At 66.8% G+C, this 13,964-nt stretch carries 12 protein-coding genes; 7 read left to right on the top strand and 5 right to left on the bottom strand.

What is annotated here, in order from left to right; genetic code table 11:
- Positions 1–251: 251 nt before the first annotated feature.
- The 6 genes from BSZ14_RS17475 (at position 252) to BSZ14_RS17450 (ending at position 6,480) form a co-directional block, all read left to right on the top strand.
- Entirely contained in the window at positions 252–1,391 is a 1,140-nt protein-coding gene (locus tag BSZ14_RS17475) for a site-specific DNA-methyltransferase (protein ID WP_076711879.1), read from the top strand.
- Between the two features lie 148 nt (positions 1,392–1,539).
- Positions 1,540–2,595, top strand: coding sequence for a dihydropteroate synthase (gene folP / locus BSZ14_RS17470; RefSeq protein ID WP_076711878.1), 1,056 nt, complete (start codon positions 1,540–1,542; stop codon positions 2,593–2,595).
- 40 nt (positions 2,596–2,635) lie between these two features.
- Positions 2,636–3,397 (top strand): exonuclease domain-containing protein, encoded by a 762-nt coding sequence (locus tag BSZ14_RS17465; RefSeq protein ID WP_042485340.1) that lies wholly within the window; start codon positions 2,636–2,638, stop codon positions 3,395–3,397.
- 78 nt (positions 3,398–3,475) lie between these two features.
- Positions 3,476–4,990 (top strand): sensor histidine kinase, encoded by a 1,515-nt coding sequence (locus BSZ14_RS17460; protein ID WP_042485339.1) that lies wholly within the window; start codon positions 3,476–3,478, stop codon positions 4,988–4,990.
- Positions 4,991–5,434, top strand: coding sequence for a response regulator (locus BSZ14_RS17455; RefSeq protein WP_042485336.1), 444 nt, complete (start codon positions 4,991–4,993; stop codon positions 5,432–5,434).
- 11 nt (positions 5,435–5,445) lie between these two features.
- The gene (locus tag BSZ14_RS17450) at positions 5,446–6,480 is read left to right on the top strand and encodes a sensor histidine kinase (RefSeq protein ID WP_076711877.1); all 1,035 of its coding nucleotides are present in this window, start codon (positions 5,446–5,448) and stop codon (positions 6,478–6,480) included.
- A 151-nt stretch (positions 6,481–6,631) separates the two neighbouring features.
- Here BSZ14_RS17450 and BSZ14_RS17445 read toward each other — a convergent pair whose 3' ends face one another.
- Both BSZ14_RS17445 and gyrB read right to left on the bottom strand, forming a co-directional pair.
- On the bottom strand, positions 6,632–7,384 hold the full coding sequence (locus BSZ14_RS17445) for a class I SAM-dependent methyltransferase (RefSeq protein WP_076711876.1): 753 nt from the start codon (positions 7,382–7,384) through the stop codon (positions 6,632–6,634).
- A 121-nt stretch (positions 7,385–7,505) separates the two neighbouring features.
- Positions 7,506–9,998, bottom strand: a complete 2,493-nt coding sequence (gene gyrB, locus BSZ14_RS17440; RefSeq protein ID WP_076711875.1) for a DNA topoisomerase (ATP-hydrolyzing) subunit B — start codon at positions 9,996–9,998, stop codon at positions 7,506–7,508.
- 195 nt (positions 9,999–10,193) lie between these two features.
- On the opposite strand from gyrB, the gene BSZ14_RS17435 reads away from it, so the two are divergent.
- Positions 10,194–10,577, top strand: a complete 384-nt coding sequence (locus BSZ14_RS17435) for a hypothetical protein (RefSeq protein ID WP_076711880.1) — start codon at positions 10,194–10,196, stop codon at positions 10,575–10,577.
- A 179-nt stretch (positions 10,578–10,756) separates the two neighbouring features.
- On the opposite strand, the gene recF is transcribed toward BSZ14_RS17435, so the two are convergent.
- The 3 genes from recF to BSZ14_RS17420 all read right to left on the bottom strand — a co-directional run bounded on the left by recF (position 10,757) and on the right by BSZ14_RS17420 (position 13,829).
- Positions 10,757–11,800 (bottom strand): DNA replication/repair protein RecF, encoded by a 1,044-nt coding sequence (recF, locus tag BSZ14_RS17430; protein ID WP_076711874.1) that lies wholly within the window; start codon positions 11,798–11,800, stop codon positions 10,757–10,759.
- 153 nt (positions 11,801–11,953) lie between these two features.
- A complete protein-coding gene (gene dnaN / locus BSZ14_RS17425) occupies positions 11,954–13,069 on the bottom strand; it encodes a DNA polymerase III subunit beta (protein WP_042485316.1) in 1,116 nt (371 codons plus the stop codon).
- A gap of 151 nt (positions 13,070–13,220) precedes the next feature.
- Positions 13,221–13,829, bottom strand: coding sequence for an outer membrane protein (locus tag BSZ14_RS17420; protein WP_076711873.1), 609 nt, complete (start codon positions 13,827–13,829; stop codon positions 13,221–13,223).
- Positions 13,830–13,964 lie beyond the last annotated feature (135 nt).

Here is a 13,964-nt window from a genome sequence, read left to right as displayed (position 1 = left end):
ATTGCGACTCGGGTTAACCCAAAATTCCTCCCCAAGCGAGCTTGGGGAGGAATTTTGGGTTAACCCGAGTCGCAATCGCCACACCCCACTCCCTTGGGGGCGAAGTTATCCACAGCCCCCATATCTGCCACGAAATCGCAACGCGTCACCGAATCTGGCGGAATCGCGCGAGTCGCGGACGCGAATCGCCTCTTGACGTGTGACTCATTCCGGGTGGATGCGAGGGTTCGAGGGTAGAAGGAACGGGTAGCATGGGGGTGATCCAGACGGTGGGAAAGCCGATCGGGACGCGGCCGGTATCGGCGCACCGCGAAAGCGACCTGCCGCTCGACCAGATCCTGATGGGCGATTGTATCGCGGCGCTCCGCTCGCTGCCCGACAAGTCGGTCGACATGGTCTTCGCCGACCCGCCCTATAACCTCCAGCTCGGCGGCGAGCTGTTCCGCCCCGATGGCAGCCATGTCGATGCCGTCACCGACGCCTGGGACAAGTTCGACACCTTCGCCGCCTATGACGCCTTTACCCGGTTGTGGCTGGCCGAATGCTACCGGGTGCTCAAGGACAATGGCTCGCTCTGGGTGATCGGCAGCTATCACAACATCTTCCGCGTCGGGACCGCGGTGCAGGATCTGGGCTTCTGGATCCTCAACGACATCATCTGGCGCAAGTCCAACCCCATGCCCAATTTCAAGGGCACCCGCTTCACCAACGCGCATGAGACGCTGATCTGGGCGTCGAAGGGCGAGAAGGCGAAATACACCTTCAACTATCGCTCGATGAAGACGCTGAACGACGAGATACAGATGCGATCGGACTGGGAATTCCCGATCTGCGGCGGTCAGGAAAGGCTCAAGAAGGACGGGCACAAGGTCCATCCGACCCAGAAGCCGGAAGCTTTGCTCTATCGCATCCTGCTCGCCTGCACCCGGCCGGGCGACGTGATCGCCGACCCGTTCTTCGGCACCGGCACGACCGGCGCGGTCGCCAAGCGGCTGGGCCGCCGCTGGATCGGGATCGAGCGCGAGCCGACCTATTGCGCCGCCGCGATCGAGCGGATCGAGGCCGCCCTGCCCCTCGACGAAAGCGCGCTGGCGACGATGCAGAGCCCCAAGGCGCAGCCCAAGGTCGCGTTCGGGACGCTGGTCGAGAATGGCTATCTGCTGCCCGGCATGCCGTTGATGGACGCCAAGCGCAAATGGCGCGCGACGGTGCGCGCGGACGGCTCGCTGCTGTCCGAATGCGGGCAGGCGGGGTCGATCCACCGGCTGGGCTCGGTGTTGCAGAACCGGCCGACCTGCAATGGCTGGACCTTCTGGCATTACGAGCTGGAAGGCGCGTTGAAGCCGATCGATGCGATGCGCCAGACCTGGCTGCTGGCGACGCAGCCGTAAACGATCCTCCCCGCCACGGGGAGGGGGACCGCCGCGCAGCGGTGGTGGAGGGGGATCGCCGCACGCGACGACCTGTGTGGAAGCCCCCCTCCGTCAGGGCTTCGCCCTGCCACCTCCCCGTGCCGGGGAGGATTTTAGGAACCATCCCATGCACCTGCGCCCCGTTCAATTCGTCGACACGCCCGTGGGGCTGGAAGACGGCAGCGTCCTGCGCCTGGCGGGCGGGATGCAGTGGTTCGCCGCCTACGAAGTCCGCGAAGGCCCCCGCCGCCGCATCGTCCCCGTCGCGCGGTTCGCCGAGGAACTGGGCGGCTCCCCCCGCGCCGAGGCGCTCCACGCCGCCTTCACCGCGCCTCGTGCGCCCTGGGTCATGGGCCAACGTACGCTGCGCTTCGACCAGCCGCAGGTCGCCGCCATCCTGAACGTCACCCCCGACAGCTTCTCCGATGGCGGCCAGCATGTCGGCGATCCGGCGGCGGCCGCCGACAGCGGCATGGCGATGGCCGCCTCGGGCGCGGCGGTGATCGACCTCGGCGGTGAATCGACCCGCCCCGGCGCCGCCCCGGTCTGGGAAGGCGACGAGATCGCCCGCACCGCCCCCGTCGTCGAGCGACTGGCCCAGGGCGGCGCGCTGGTTTCGATCGATACACGCAAGGCCGCCGTGATGGAGGCCGCGCTGGCGGCGGGCGCTGGCATCGTCAACGATGTCGCCGCGCTCCTTTGGGACGACCGCGCACTGGAGGTGGTGGCCAATGCGGACTGCCCGGTGATCCTGATGCACTCCCCCGATCCGGCCCAAGGTGGGCATGGTCGGGTCGGCTATGGCGATGTGCTGACAGAGGTGTTCGACTGGCTGGAGGCGCGGGTCGCGGCGGTCGAGGCGGCGGGGGTTCCCCGCTCCAGGATCATGGTCGATCCCGGCATCGGTTTCGGCAAGTCGCTCGCGGACAATCTGGCGCTCGTCAACGGCTTGGCGATCTTCCACGGGCTGGGCTGCCCGATCATGCTCGGGGCGAGCCGCAAGCGGATGATCGGCGCCCTGTCGAACGAAGCCCCGGTCGATGCACGGCTCGGCGGATCGCTGACCCTGACGATCAAGGGCGCGGAGGCGGGGGTGCAGCTGATCCGCGTGCATGACGTGGCCGAGACGGTGCAGGCGCTCCATGTCTGGCGCGGGCTGCGCGATCGGGCTCTGATGGGATAACGCGCTCGCTTTTCGCGGCCCGAACGCCCACATAGGGCCGATGCAACGGCCCCAGCCCCAGATTATCCGCGTCATCGACCTGGAGACCACCGGACAAGCCCCCCCCACCCACGGCGTGTGCGAGATCGGCTGGCAGGATGTGGCGCTGGGCAAGGACGGCCGCTGGGAACTGGAGGGCGAAGGCGGCAGCATCCTGGTCAATCCGGGCCGCCCGATCCCGCCCATCACCCAGGCCATCCACCATATCCTGGACGAACAGGTCGCCGATGCGCCCTGGTGGCATGACGTGGCACGCCGCGTGCTCGATCCCTGGCCGCGTCGCCTGGCGCTGGCCGCGCACCGCGCCGATTTCGAGCAGCAATATTGCACCCCCGCCATGACCCAGTCGGCCGACTGGATCTGCACCTGGAAATGCGCGCTACGCCTGTGGCCCGACAGCCCCAGCTTCTCCAACCAGGTGCTGCGCTATTGGCGCAAGCCGCAAGGGCTGGTCCATGAGCGTGGCCTGCCCATCCACCGCGCCTTTCCCGACGCCTATGTCACCGCGCATCACCTGCGCGACCAGCTGAACGAGGCGAGCCTGGCGCAGCTGCTCGAATGGTCGCGCAGTCCCGGCCTGCTGCCGCGTGTCCGCTACGGCCCCGATCGCGGCAAGGACTGGCGCGAGATCGACGAGGACTCGCTGATCGGCTTCCTGTCCGATCGCGATCCCGATGTCCGCTTCACCGCCGAGACCGAGATGGCGCGGCGGCGTGGCGGCGGCCATGTCGGGCGGCCCAGCCCGCAGGAACTGCTGCTGTAATGTCACGTTTAATTGATACCGTAATGCTGACGTAACGGCTCTGGCGTCGGTGCCTGTCCTTCGATAAGGCATGGCGCCATGCAGGGGTCTCCCACGCTCGCACCGGCCGAAAATCCCATCGGCCGCATCCTGGTCGCCGCCATGGCGATCGGATTTCTGGCGCTGCTCGTCGCGGCGGGCGCGGCGGGCTATGTCGTGCGTCAGACGAACCGGCACAGCGACTGGGTCGTCCACACCTACCGCGTCGAAAGCGTCCTGATCGAAGTACGCCGTCTGGCCGAGCAGCAGGAAACCGCACGGCGTGGCTATATGCTGGCGGGCACCCCGGCCTTTCTGAACAGTTTCGAGCGCGCCCATGCCGAGCTTGCCCCGCAGGTCGCCGAACTTCGCCGCCTGACCGCCGACAATCCGCGCCAGAATGCGCCGATGGCGATGGTCACGCAGCGCCTGGCCGAACTCGACGCCGCACAGCGCCAGACCAACGCGCTGGTCCAGCAGGGGCGGGGTGCCGATGCGCTGCGCCAGTTCCGCACCGATAGCGGTTTGCAGCGGATGCAGAAGCTGCGCCGCGTGTTCGACGCCATGGCGCGCGAGGAACGCCGCCTGCTTGCCCTTCGCGACGCCGAGCAGCTTTCCAGCCGCCAGACCTTTTCCACCGTCATGGCGATCGCCGCATTGCTGTTCCTGGCGGTCGCGATCGTTACCTTCCTGACCATCCGCCGCTATACCCGCGATCTCCACCGCTCGCGCAGCGCGCTCGCCGTGCTCAACGCCACGCTGGAGGATCAGGTCAAGGAACGCACCGCCGACCTCGCCTTGGCGAACGAGGAAATCCAGCGCTTCGCCTATATCGTCAGCCACGACCTGCGCTCGCCTTTGGTCAACGTCATGGGCTTCACCGCCGAACTGTCGGCCGCGGCCCAGCCGCTGGCCGAGCTGATCGACCGTGCCGAGGCGGAAGCGCCGCAGATCGTGACCGAGGAAGCGCGCCTCGCCGCGCGCGAGGACCTGCCCGAGGCGATCGGCTTCATCCGCACCTCGACCGCCAAGATGGACCGGCTGATCAACGCCATCCTGAAGCTGAGCCGCGAAGGCCGCCGCGTGCTGGCGCCCGAGATGATCGCGCTGGACCAGCTGGTCGACCAGATCATCGATTCGATCCGCCACGTCATCGACGATCGCGGCGTCACCGTGACGATCGAGCGCCCCATGCCCGTCATCGTCAGCGACCGCATCGCGCTGGAACAGATCCTGTCCAACCTGATCGAGAACGCGACCAAATACCGCCACCCGTCGCGGCCTGCCGAGGTGCATGTCTCCGTGCAGGAGACGCCGGGCCGGGTGATCGTGGCGGTGCGCGACAATGGCCGGGGCATCGACCCGCGCGACCACCAGCGCATCTTCGACCTGTTCCGTCGTTCGGGACAGCAGGACCAGCCGGGCGAGGGCATCGGCCTGGCCCATGTCCGCGCCCTCGCCTATCGCCTGGGCGGCACGATCTCCGTCGAATCCCGACTGGGCGAAGGGGCGACCTTCTTCGTCTCGCTTCCCCCCACCCTTTCCATCGCCCCACCCCTCCAGGAAGGTGCCTGAATGAACGACCATCGCTCCGTGGGCATCGTCATGATCGAAGACGATGAGGGCCACGCCCGCCTGATCGAAAAGAATATCCGGCGCGCCGGTATCCTGAACGATATCCGGCACTTCACCGACGGCACGACCGCGCTCGAATATCTGTTCCACGCACCCGACGGCCCGGCCAAGAGCGGCCCGGCGATGGTCCTGCTCGACCTGAACCTGCCGGACATGAGCGGCACCGACATCCTGGCCCGGATCAAGGAAGAGAACAGCCCGCTGCGCCGCGCGCCCGTCGTCGTGCTGACCACTACCGACGACAAGGTGGAGATCCAGCGCTGCTACGATCTGGGCTGCAACGTCTATATCACCAAGCCGGTGAACTATGAGAATTTCGCCCAGGCGATCCGCCAGCTGGGCCTGTTCCTGTCGGTGATCCAGGTGCCCGAGGTCGAGGGCTGATCGCCCCCGTCATGACGACCGCCGCGGCTCCCCGCATCCTCTATATCGACGATGACGATGCGCTGCGACGGCTGGTGTCGCGCGCGCTGGGGCGACATGGCTATGACGTGGCGTCCGCCGCCTCGGGGGCAGAGGGTGTCGCCATGGCGGCGGAGGGCGGCTTCGATCTGGTCGCCGTCGACCATTATATGCCGGGCATGGACGGGCTGGAGACGCTGGCCGCGATCACCGCCCTGCCCGATCCGCCGCCGGTCGTCTATGTTACCGGATCGGACGAGGGCCGCATCGCCGTCGCCGCGCTGAAGGCGGGGGCGGCCGATTATGTGGTGAAGACGGTGGGCGAGGATTTCTTCGACCTGCTCTCTGCCAGCTTTGCCCAGGTGCTCGACCGCGCCCGACTGGAACGCGCCAAGGCCGCCGCCGAGGCCGAGCTGCGCACGACCAATGCCCGGCTGGAGGCGATGCTGAGCGAGGTGAACCACCGCGTCGCCAACTCGCTGCAACTCGTCTCGGCGATGATCGGACTGCAAAAGGGCGTGCTGACCGACGAGCGCGCCCGCGACATGCTGGAGGACACGCAACGCCGTATCCGCGCGATCGCACAGGTACACCGGCGGCTCTATACCGCCAATGACGTGGAACAGGTCGACCTGCGCGACTATCTGGGTTCGCTGATCGAGGAACTGGGCGAAAGCTGGTCGAGCGATGCCTGCCCGCGCACGCTGACCCTGACCGCCGAGCCGATCCGCGTGAAGACCGACCGCGCGGTATCGATCGGGGTGATCGTCACCGAACTGGTCACCAATGCCTGCAAATATGCCTATCCCGATGGCGGCGGCGAGGTGCGGATTTGCGTAGTCCGGGCCGATGGGCATTGCGTGCTGACCGTCGAGGATGACGGCTGCGGCATGGCGGCGGACCAGAAGCCGCAAGGCACGGGACTGGGCGCGAAGCTGATCCGGGTGATGGCGCAGAGCCTGCAGACGGCGGTGGAATATGACCCGGCGCATCGCGGGGTCCGGGCGGTGTTGCGGGTGCCGGTTTAACTCGAAGGCCACGCCCTACGCTCACCTCTGGCCGCTCCCCTCCCGCAAGCGGGAGGGGCTGGGGGAGGGTAGGGAGTCTCACCGAGACCAGCACTTGTGGGGCTCTCGCCCCTCCCCAACCCCTCCCCCTGCCGGGAGAGGGGCTTTGAAATCAAGGCTTGCGGAACTTGTAGACGAACTGGTCCGTCCGTCCGCGAATGGCGGGGTCGAAGACATTCTTCGAATGATCGTCCGCCGGATTGCGCAGCACCTTGCTTTCGCCGACGAAGCGGAAGCCGACCGACTGGACCTGCCGCTTCACCGCCTCGGGATCGATCCGGTGCGTCGTGTTGGTGTTGGCCAGCCCCTTGCCCACCGTATCGGCGTGATCGATGATGACATAGGTGCCGCCCGACTTCAGCAGCTTGAATACCGCCTGGTCGAAGGCGCGCAGCGCCGGTTCCGCCGCATCCTTGTTGGCGACGTCATGGTAATTCTGGACGGTCCAGAACAGATCGACCGGCTTGTCGGAGACGGGGAGGTTGACCGCCTGCACCTGCGCGGTCGCATTGGGCAGGTTCCAGCCCTGGATCGTGCCCAGCGACTTCTCGGCATATTTCTGCCCGGCGGCGGGCCAATAGGCATAGACATGGCCCTTCGGCCCGACGATGCCGGAAAAGATGCGCGTCCAGTAACCCTTGCCCGGCAGGTAATCGATGACCGTGTCGCCCGGCTTCAAGCCGGAAAAGGCGAGGACCGCCGCTGCCTGGCGCCGTTCGTCGTCGCCCGCCTGGTCGGCGCGCGCGGGGTCGGCCAGCGCGGTGGTGATAGTGGCGGGGATTTTGGCCGGAGCGGCAGGCTTTTGCTGCGCCACCGCGACGGTCCCGCCCGCCACCAGCATCAGTCCCAGTGCGATCGCCTTCATGCCTGCTCTCTCCTTTGACCAATATGTCCCCCGCCCCGTTCAGCCTGAGCGAAGTCGAAGGCCATGGGATTCCCTTAGGCTTCGACTTCGCTCAGCCCGAACGGAGGGCGGGAGATTTGGCTTACACGTCCAGATTCGCCACGTTCAGCGCATTGTCCTGGATGAACTCGCGGCGCGGTTCGACCACTTCGCCCATCAACCGGCTGAACACCTCGTCCGCCGCCGCGACATCGTCCGAGGTCACGCGCAGCATCGAGCGGACCGCCGGGTCGAGCGTGGTTTCCCAGAGCTGCTCGGCATTCATCTCGCCCAGCCCCTTGTAGCGCTGGATGGCGAGGCCCTTGCGGCCCGCGGTCAGGATCGCCTCCAGCAGCTGGCTCGGCCGCGCGACGCGGGTCTCGCCGCGCGCCAGGGTCGTCGCGTTGCCGTCCTCATCGGTCGGCACGACGTCGGCCGACGGCTCGGTCGCGGCGTTGCGCAGCGGCACCAGCTTGGCGGCGTGCGCGAAGCTCTCGGCCTGTTCGGCGGCCAGCGTGTGCAGCTTGCGCGCCTCGGCCGAGGCGATGAAGCTGGCCTCGACGATGTGGTGGTCGGTCACGCCGCGCCACAGCCGTTCGAAATGGACGCCGCCATCTTCCGTAAGACGCGCCGACCAGCGCGCCTCATGATCGCCCGATTCCAGACGCCGCGTGGTTTCGACCACCGTCGCCATGCGTTGCTCGCGGGTCAGTACCGGGTCGAGCGCACCGGCCAGTGCCAGCACCTCGATGATCGAGGCGTCATAACGACGCGGCACATAGCGCATCAGGGTGCGCATCCGCCGCGCATGATCGACCAGCCCCTTCAGGTCGTTGCCCGAGCGTGCGCCGCCCGCGCCCTCCAGCACCATGGTCGAGACACCCGCCTCAACCAGATATTCGTCGAGTGCGGTGTCGTCCTTGAGGTACACTTCCGACCGTCCCTTGGTCGCCTTATACAAAGGCGGCTGGGCGATGTAGAGGTGCCCGCGCTCGATCAGCTCGGGCATCTGGCGATAGAAGAAGGTCAGCAGCAGCGTGCGGATATGCGCGCCGTCGACGTCTGCGTCGGTCATGATGACGATCTTGTGGTAGCGCAGCTTGTCCGCGTTGAAATCGTCGCGGCCGATGCCGGTGCCCATCGCCTGGATGAGCGTGCCGATTTCCTTGGACGAGATCATGCGGTCGAACCGCGCACGCTCGGTGTTCAGGATCTTGCCGCGCAGGGGGAGGATCGCCTGGAAATGGCGGTTGCGCCCCTGCTTGGCCGAACCGCCGGCCGAGTCACCCTCGACCAGGAAGAGTTCGGACTTGGCGGGATCGCGCTCCTGACAGTCGGCCAGCTTGCCGGGCAGCGAGGCGATGTCCATCACGCCCTTGCGCCGTGTCAGTTCGCGGGCGCGCTTGGCCGCTTCGCGCGCGGCGGCCGCATCGATGATCTTGGCGACGATGGCGCGCGCATTCTGGGGATTTTCCTCCAGCCAGTCGGCCAGCTTGTCGGCGATTAGCGATTCCAGCGGCTGGCGCACCTCGGACGAGACCAGCTTGTCCTTGGTCTGGCTGCTGAACTTCGGATCGGGCAGCTTGACCGAAACGATGGCGGTCAGCCCCTCGCGCATGTCGTCGCCGGTCAGCGTGACCTTCTCCTTCTTCAGAAGGCCCGACTTGTCGGCATAGTTGTTGAGCGTGCGGGTCAGCGCGGCGCGGAAGGCGGCGATATGGGTGCCGCCGTCGCGCTGCGGAATGTTGTTGGTGAACGCCAGGACATTCTCGTAATAGCTGTCGTTCCACTCCAGCGCGACGTCCATGCCGATCGCATCGCGCTGGCCATGAATGGCGATGGGTTCGGGGAAGAGCGGCGTCTTGGACCGGTCCAGCCACTTCACGAAGGCGGCGATCCCGCCCTCGTAATAAAGCTCGACCGTCTTGGGCTCCTCATGCCGCGCATCGGTCAGGAAAAGCCGCACGCCCGAATTCAGGAAGGCCAGTTCGCGATAGCGATGCTCCAGCTTCTCGAAATCGAACTCGGTGATCTTGAAGGTGGACGGGCTCGGCAGGAAGGTGACGCGGGTGCCCTTCTGCCCCGGTTCGGCCTTGCCGACGACCTTCAGCGGCGCGACCGCATCGCCGTGGGCGAAGCGCATGTAATGCTCCTCGCCGTCACGCCAGATGGTCAGGTCCAGGAACTCGGACAGCGCGTTCACCACCGACACGCCGACGCCGTGCAGGCCGCCCGAGACCTTATAGGCGTTGTCGTCGCTGGTGTTCTCGAACTTCCCGCCTGCGTGCAGCTGGGTCATGATGACCTCGGCCGCCGACACGCCCTCTTCGGGGTGGATGCCGGTCGGGATGCCACGACCGTTATCGGTGACGCTGACCGAGCCGTCGGCGTTCAGCTGGATGTCGATGCGGTCGCAATGCCCCGCCAGCGCTTCGTCGATCGCGTTGTCCGACACCTCGAACACCATGTGGTGGAGGCCCGAACCGTCGTCGGTGTCGCCAATATACATGCCCGGCCGCTTGCGCACCGCGTCGAGGCCCTTCAGCACCTTGATCGAGGAGGCGCCATATTCGTTCGTCTGGGGGGTATCTGCCATAGCGAGTATATAGGAATTACCGCCTCTCAGGGAAAGCGAAATGGGAGGGGCGGCGGCCCTTTCGCGCGCCCCTGCGCCGGGCGGCAAAACCCGGCGACGACATGTCGTTCGTGACGCCGATTTCATGCCCCGATCGGGAGCCGGACGCCCCCTTTGTGCGTATCCCGATCCCGCTTCCTGGCGTCGGAGATGATGATGACCGGCAAGACCTTCCTCCTCCCCATCATGCTGACGGCGCTTGCCGCCGCCCCGCTCTCGGCGCAGTCGGTGCGGCAGGACTATCCCAGTTGCGATCTGACGCAGCAGCGCACGCTCAAGGCTCCGACCGGCGGCACGATCCGCGATCCGCGCCAGGCCCATATCGCGATGCGCGCCAACATTCTCCAGGCGGATATCAGCACCGCGCGCAAGGCGCGTCGCCTGTCGCAGGCCGAGGCGCAAAAGCTCTGGAATGCGGTCACGCGCATCCGCCGCGATGCGAACCGCTTCGTGGCGAAACAGGGATTTCTGAGCGCTGGCGAGACGGCGAGCTATGACCGGGCGCTGGATGGGGTGGCGATGCGGGTCTGTCGCGGGTGATGGTCTCGGTAAGACCCTGAACCCTCCCCCATCCCCTCCCGCCTGCGGGAGGGGTGCGTTACCGGGCCACGTTCGACTTCACTCGAGAGGAACTCCTCACACCGGCCCCAGCCACGCCCCTCCCGCAAGCGGGAGGGGATGGGGAGGGAAAGATCTCTCACAGAGACCGACGCCTGCCTCTAAAACTCCACCCGCGTCGCCTCCCCCGGCACGTCGGCGAACAGCCCGGGTTCGGTCCCGGTCATCCAGACCTGTCCCCGCCCCGCCAGCCGCTCGAACAGCGCGGCGCGGCGGGATGGATCGAGATGCGCGGCCACCTCGTCCAGCAGCAACACCGGCGGCAACCCGCGCTGCTCGGTCACCAGATCGGCATGGGCCAGCACGATGCCCAGCAGCAACGCCTTCTGCTCGCCCGTAGAACATAGCGCCGCCGCCTGCCCCTTGGCCACATGCGTCACCGACAGGTCCGCGCGGTGCGGCCCGACCAAAGTCCGCCCCGCCGCCGCATCACGCCTGCGCCCCATGGCCAGCGCATGGGCAAAAGCCGCCGGTTCGACGGCCTCCCCCTCCAGCGCCAGTGCGGCCCGGGCAAACACGCTGTCGGGCGCGTCGGCCAGCCGCTGGTCGAGCGCCGCCACCGCCGCCACCCGCGCGGCGTCGAGCGCTGCCCCATGCTCAACCATCCGCGCCTCCAGCGCGCCCAGCCAGTCGGGATCGACCGGACCGTCACTGGCCAGCAACCTGTTCCGCTCGCGCATCGCCGCATCATAGCGCGTCGCATGCATCCCATGCGCGGGAGCCAGCGCCAGCACTAGCCGGTCAAGGAACCGCCGCCGTTCCGACGCGGGCTCGACGAACAGCCGGTCCATCGTCGGCGTCAGCCACAGCACCGACAGCCAGTCGGCCAGCGCATTGGCGCTGGTGGCCGCCCCCTGCACCCGGACGACACGCCGCTCCGGCGCGGACGGCAGCGCGCCGGTCGCGATCTCGACCTCCCCGTCGAGTGTGGCGGCCACGCCGAACCCGCCCTTGCCCCCCTGCCGCGCCATCGCCGACAACGCGGCGCGACGCAGGCCGCGACCGGGGGCGAGCAGCGACACCGCCTCCAGAATGTTGGTTTTTCCCGCCCCATTCTCGCCGGTCAGCACGACGAACCCCGCACTCGGAAAGAGTATAAGGTCGGCGTGATTGCGGAAATCAGTGAGGACGAGGCGGGTGAGCATTATGACCGCCTTAAACGATCCTCCCCAGCATGGGGAGGTGGCAGGCCGAAGGCCTGACGGAGGGGGACTTCCCGGCAGGTTATCCTTTGCGGCGATCCCCCTCCACCACCCTGCGGGTGGTCCCCCTCCCCGCGAGCGGGGAGGATTTAGGTCTTACACCCGCATCGGCATCAGCACGTACAGAGCCGGGGCCTTGTCATTCTCGCGGATCAGGGTCGGCGCGGCGGCGTCTGCCAGGTGGACTTCCACCAGGTCGCTGTCGATCTGCGCCAGGATGTCGAGCAGATAGCGGCTGTTGAAGCCGATCTCGAAGCCCAGCGACGTGTATTCGCCCGGCACTTCTTCCGACGCGGTGCCATTCTCGGGGCTGGTCACTGACAGGGTGATCCGGTCGCGGTCCAGCGCCATCTTCACCGCGCGGGTCTTTTCGGTCGCGATGGTCGACACGCGGTCGACGCCCTGCATGAACGCCTTCGGGTCCAGCTTCAGGATCTTGTCGTTCGCGGTTGGGATGACGCGGCTGTAATCGGGGAAGGTGCCGTCGATCAGCTTGGAGGTCAGGATCGCCTGACCCAGGTCGAAGCGGATCTTGGTGCCCGACAGCGACACGCCGACCGAGCCGTCCACCTCGTCGAGCAGCTTGCGCAGCTCGCCCACGCACTTACGCGGCACGATCACGTCGGGCATTCCCTCGGCGCCGTTCGGACGGTCGATGGTGACGCGCGCCAGACGGTGTCCGTCGGTCGCGGCGGCCTTCAGCACCGGATTGCCGTTATCCTCGGCGACATGCAGGAAGATGCCGTTGAGGTAATAGCGCGTCTCTTCGGTCGAGATGGCGAAGCGCGTCTTGTCGATGATCTGCTTGAGCAGCTCCACCGGCAGCTCGAACTGGGTCGGCAGCTCACCCTCGGCGATCACCGGGAAATCGTCGCGTGGCAGCGTGCCGAGCGAGAAGCGGGCGCGGCCCGCCACGATGGTCATGCGCCCCTCGGCGGCCGTCAGCTGGACCTGCGCGCCCTCGGGCAGCTTGCGGGCGATGTCGAACAGCGTATGCGCCGACACGGTGGTCGAACCCGGCTGGTCGACGGCGGCGGCGACGCTGTCGTTGATCTGCAGGTCCAGGTCGGTCGCCATCATGCGCAGCTGGCCCTCGGCCGTGGCCTCCAGCAGCACGTTGGAGAGGATCGGAATCGTGTTCCGCCGCTCCACCACCGACTGGACATGGCTCAACCCCTTGAGCAGCGTTGCGCGTTCGATCGTCGCCTTCATTTCCTGATCCCCCGCCGGAACGACCGCATGGTCCCCGAGTCCGAATGATAAATGGCCTTGGTTCCTACCCGCCAAGAAGGGGCCGAAGCAAGGCTCCGACCCCTCTTACATTGGGAGTAAAACCACCGTTAATGTGGAAAAGAATCCCGGCTTAGAAGCGCAGGCCCAGACCCGCCATCAGCTGGTGGCGGTTCGGATTGATGCCGACGCCGTCCAGTTCGTCATAATGCGAATAGCGATATTCGCCCTTCACGAAGGTGTTCGGGCTGATCGCATATTCCAGACCGGCACCCAGGCGATAGCCGCCGACTTCCTGCGAATTGACGTTGGTGACGCCAGCGGCAGAGTAGCGCGCATCGAACTTTGCGTTGGTGTAACCCGCCTTCACATAGCCCATCGCGACCGGGGAGATAACATAGCCGACGCGCGCACCGGCATAGAGATCGCGGCCCGCGCCCAGGCGGAACTGATCGCCGGGTACGCGGATGCCGTTGCTGCGCGTGTCCGAGCTGCTGCCCGAGATCTCGCCCTCGGCACCCAGCACCACCGGACCTGCGGGAAGGTCGTACCCGATCGCGGCGCCATAGAGCACGCCGTCGCTCGAACTCTTGTCCTGACCCTGACGATCGTTGAGGCTGTCATAGCCGATCAGGCCCTCGACGCGGAAACCCGTGAAGGGCTGTGCGGTCTGGGCGGCGGCGGGGGCCGCGGCGGCGACGGCTGCCGACGTCGCCAGGGCGGCGAGCATGAGCTTACGCATACACTATACTCCATTACTGTACCGGCCGCCGTTACATTCGGCGGTCACGGCACCAATGGCGCGAAACGTCAGACGTTGCATGAACCTCAGCTAAACAGGAAAAAGCGTTGCAAGGAGGCAACAGCCGCGACAGGG

The sequence above is a fragment of the Sphingomonas sp. Sph1(2015) genome (assembly GCF_001970915.1).
Taxonomy (GTDB): Bacteria; Pseudomonadota; Alphaproteobacteria; order Sphingomonadales; family Sphingomonadaceae; genus Sphingomonas; species Sphingomonas parapaucimobilis.
The sequence above is the reverse complement of the archived record's forward strand: the minus strand, read 5'-3'. Positions and strand labels throughout refer to the sequence as shown.

What these genes read in the sequence shown, in the direction of transcription:
- BSZ14_RS17420 (WP_076711873.1), bottom strand. Translation starts at nt 13,829, where the DNA reads ATGCGTAAGCTCATGCTCGCCGCCCTGGCGACGTCGGCAGCCGTCGCC.
- BSZ14_RS17465 (WP_042485340.1), top strand. Translation starts at nt 2,636, where the DNA reads ATGCAACGGCCCCAGCCCCAGATTATCCGCGTCATCGACCTGGAGACC.
- gyrB (WP_076711875.1), bottom strand. Translation starts at nt 9,998, where the DNA reads ATGGCAGATACCCCCCAGACGAACGAATATGGCGCCTCCTCGATCAAG.
- folP (WP_076711878.1), top strand. Translation starts at nt 1,540, where the DNA reads ATGCACCTGCGCCCCGTTCAATTCGTCGACACGCCCGTGGGGCTGGAA.
- BSZ14_RS17445 (WP_076711876.1), bottom strand. Translation starts at nt 7,384, where the DNA reads ATGAAGGCGATCGCACTGGGACTGATGCTGGTGGCGGGCGGGACCGTC.
- dnaN (WP_042485316.1), bottom strand. Translation starts at nt 13,069, where the DNA reads ATGAAGGCGACGATCGAACGCGCAACGCTGCTCAAGGGGTTGAGCCAT.
- BSZ14_RS17435 (WP_076711880.1), top strand. Translation starts at nt 10,194, where the DNA reads ATGACCGGCAAGACCTTCCTCCTCCCCATCATGCTGACGGCGCTTGCC.
- recF (WP_076711874.1), bottom strand. Translation starts at nt 11,800, where the DNA reads ATGCTCACCCGCCTCGTCCTCACTGATTTCCGCAATCACGCCGACCTT.
- BSZ14_RS17450 (WP_076711877.1), top strand. Translation starts at nt 5,446, where the DNA reads ATGACGACCGCCGCGGCTCCCCGCATCCTCTATATCGACGATGACGAT.
- BSZ14_RS17460 (WP_042485339.1), top strand. Translation starts at nt 3,476, where the DNA reads ATGCAGGGGTCTCCCACGCTCGCACCGGCCGAAAATCCCATCGGCCGC.
- BSZ14_RS17455 (WP_042485336.1), top strand. Translation starts at nt 4,991, where the DNA reads ATGAACGACCATCGCTCCGTGGGCATCGTCATGATCGAAGACGATGAG.
- BSZ14_RS17475 (WP_076711879.1), top strand. Translation starts at nt 252, where the DNA reads ATGGGGGTGATCCAGACGGTGGGAAAGCCGATCGGGACGCGGCCGGTA.